Source organism: Asticcacaulis biprosthecium C19 (assembly GCF_000204015.1).
In the GTDB taxonomy this organism is placed as follows: domain Bacteria; phylum Pseudomonadota; class Alphaproteobacteria; order Caulobacterales; family Caulobacteraceae; genus Asticcacaulis; species Asticcacaulis biprosthecius.
This window is the reverse complement of the sequence record NZ_GL883077.1, coordinates 2,040,517-2,041,346: the sequence shown is the minus strand read 5'-3', so window position 1 is coordinate 2,041,346 and position 830 is coordinate 2,040,517. Positions and strand designations below refer to the sequence as shown.

1 protein-coding gene is annotated in these 830 nt (G+C 54.3%); it reads right to left on the bottom strand.

Annotated features, from left to right (window positions below):
- Positions 1 to 752, bottom strand: a protein-coding gene (locus tag ABI_RS24375; RefSeq protein ID WP_245531318.1) for an IS5 family transposase whose coding sequence is annotated in 2 segments (ribosomal slippage) — positions 1 to 434 and positions 434 to 752 — 753 coding nt annotated over the 2 segments. Because the reading frame shifts where the segments join, the coding sequence is not laid out codon by codon here. This gene is flagged as partial in the annotation.
- Positions 753 to 830 lie beyond the last annotated feature (78 nt).

The window sequence follows — 830 nt, the reverse complement described above, 5'->3', positions numbered from 1 at the left end:
GATCCAGATACGCGTAGCAACGATCTTGATCGCGGCGAGGAAGTTGAGCGGATTTTTGTCGTAACGGGTTGCAATTCCCCTAAACTGCTTGAGTTTGCTGAAGAAGCGCTCGACGAGATTTCTTTGCCTGTAAACCCATCCGCTAAAGGCAAAGCTATCCTTACGGTTCGCTTTGGCCGGTATATTGGCCCATGCCTTCTTTTCTTCGGCGGCAGCACGCAGAGCGTTTGTGTCATAAGCTTTATCGCCCAGAACAATCGTGCCCTCCCTCATGGCACTCAGCATCGGCAAGGCCATCTGGCTATCGTGAGCCTGTCCCGCCGTCAGATCGAGAGCGATGGGACGGCCTTCGGCATCAACAACGGCATGGATCTTGGTGGTCAACCCGCCGCGGGAACGTCCCATGCGGCCATCGTCAAGGCCCCCCTTTTTGCCGTGGCACCATGTTGGTGCACGCGAACACAAGACGAGTCGATCATGATGATATCGCCGTCAAAGGCCTTTGATATATCACCCAAAATACGGTCCCACACGCCAGCTTTGCGCCACCGGACAAAGCGATTGTAACAGGTCGTCGAAGGGCCATACCGTTCCGGAACGTCAGCCCAAGGCGAACCCGTCCGAAACCGCCATAGGATACCGTTGATAACCCGCCGATCATCAACACGAGGGACACCACGCGGCTTGTTCGGTAGCAGAGGCTCAATAATTTCCCATTCCGTCTCGGTCAGTTCATAGCGGCGGCGAGTCATGAAAAAAGCTCCCAAATCAATGGAAGCCTTGAATCACGCCAAACAACGATTGGGAATCCCATTTATGAGTTTACGCCC